Source organism: Bradyrhizobium sp. UFLA05-125 (assembly GCF_059803515.1).
Window position 1 is genome coordinate 1 of the sequence record NZ_JBANBJ010000168.1, and the last position, 1,696, is coordinate 1,696.

Annotated in this window: 1 protein-coding gene and 1 pseudogene; one reads left to right on the forward strand and one right to left on the reverse strand. The window is 63.5% G+C overall.

Annotation, left to right across the window (positions count from 1 at the left end; genetic code table 11):
- Nucleotides 1-25: 25 nt before the first annotated feature.
- On the forward strand, nucleotides 26-1,522 hold the full coding sequence (locus SO156_RS45745; protein WP_498539452.1) for a recombinase family protein: 1,497 nt from the start codon (nucleotides 26-28) through the stop codon (nucleotides 1,520-1,522).
- An 18-nt stretch (nucleotides 1,523-1,540) separates the two neighbouring features.
- Here SO156_RS45745 and SO156_RS45750 read toward each other — a convergent pair.
- Nucleotides 1,541-1,696: pseudogene (locus SO156_RS45750) on the reverse strand (IS21 family transposase); the annotation flags it as partial.

Here is a 1,696-nt window from a genome sequence, read left to right on the forward strand (position 1 = left end):
CATCGGCCTCGATCCCGACCTCCAGGTGCAGAACGCAATCCGTCTCGTGTTCGATACCTTCGAGCAGACCGGAAGTGCGATGCAGACAGTCCGATTCTTCCGAGAGCAAGGTTTGCTGTTCCCGCGCCGACTCCGGACAGGACCGAACAAGGGTGATCTCCTGTGGGCGTCGCCGCACCATGCGCGCGTTCTGCAGGTGCTCCACAATCCGCGCTATGCCGGCGCTTTTGCGTATGGCCGAACACGCATACGGCACCGGCCCGACGGTGGCACCAGTGTCGTCAAGGTTGCCAGGGCCGATTGGCAGTTCGTTATGCCGGGGATGCACCAGGGCTACATCGACTGGGAGCGCTTCGAGGCCAACCAGCGGCGGCTCGCCGACAACGCTCGTGCCTTCGGTGGCGAGCGGCGGTCGGGACCGGCGCGCGAGGGACCGGCGCTCCTCCAAGGTCGCGTGGTCTGTGGCCTATGTGGCGAACGCATGGGTGTGCGCTACAGCCAGGGGCACGGCAGCACCGTCCCAACCTATCTGTGCCAGGCGAACGCGGTACGCCGGGCGGGATGGACCTGCCAAACGGTTCCCGGGAAGATCGTCGATGCGGGGATCGCAGATTTGATGATCGAGCTGATGACGCCGATGACGCTGGCCGTCACCCTTGAGGTGCAGCGCGAGCTTGAGGCGCGCGCCGCAGAGACCGATGCAGCGCGTCGCCAGCATGTCGAGCGGATGCGCTATGAAGCCGAGCTTGCGCGTCGACGCTACATGAAGGTCGATCCCGACAACCGACTCGTCGCCGATTCACTCGAGGCCGAATGGAACGACAAGCTGCGCCGTCATGCCGATGCCGCCGAAGACTACAAGCGCCGGAGCAAACAGCAGGCTGCGGCCCTCACTGCAGAAGCCCAGCGACGCATCCTTGACCTCGCCGAGCAGCTTCCGCGGATCTGGCAAGATCCGCGAGTTGACTCCCGCGAGCGCAAGCGCATCGTGCGTCTGCTCATCGACGACGTAACCTTAATCAAGTCGCAAATCATCACGGCCCATGTGCGCCTGTCTGGCGGCGCCACGCGTACCTTGGTGCTCGACCGGCCGCTACCCATCGCCCAGATCCGGAAGTTCAAACCTGAACTCGTTGCCGAGGTTGATCGTCTTCTTGACCATCATTGCGATCGCGAAGTCGCCGAGATTCTCAATAATCACGGATGGCGTACATGGGAGGCGAACGCGTTCAATCTGAAGAAGGTTGCCTTCATTCGCCGCGCCTACAAACTTGCCAGCCGATATGAGCGGCTGCGTCGACGTGGTATGCTCACGACGCGCGAGATCGCCGCCAAGTTCTGCGTCTCCGAGACAGCCGTACACACGTGGGGTCGCCAGGGGCTCATCACAAAATGCTATACCGACAGCCTGAACCGCGGCCTGTGGGAGGTCCCGCCTGGCATGACGATCCGCAGGGGCTGCGGTGGACGCGGCGCCCGTCCGGCGCAGCTCACCGCCATCACCGCGCCATCAAAGGAATGAGGTGCAGTATGAAGCGCTCGCCTTATCTCTCGGGCGACGCGGCCGTGCCGGCAAAATCGCCGTGCCGTAATGCTGCGCCATATCGCTGTAGCTACGGTTGACCATGGGGTCATAGAGGCAGGCCTTGATCACCGCGACCTTGGCGTTGTCGGGCACCAGCAGTTGCGTCGCGCC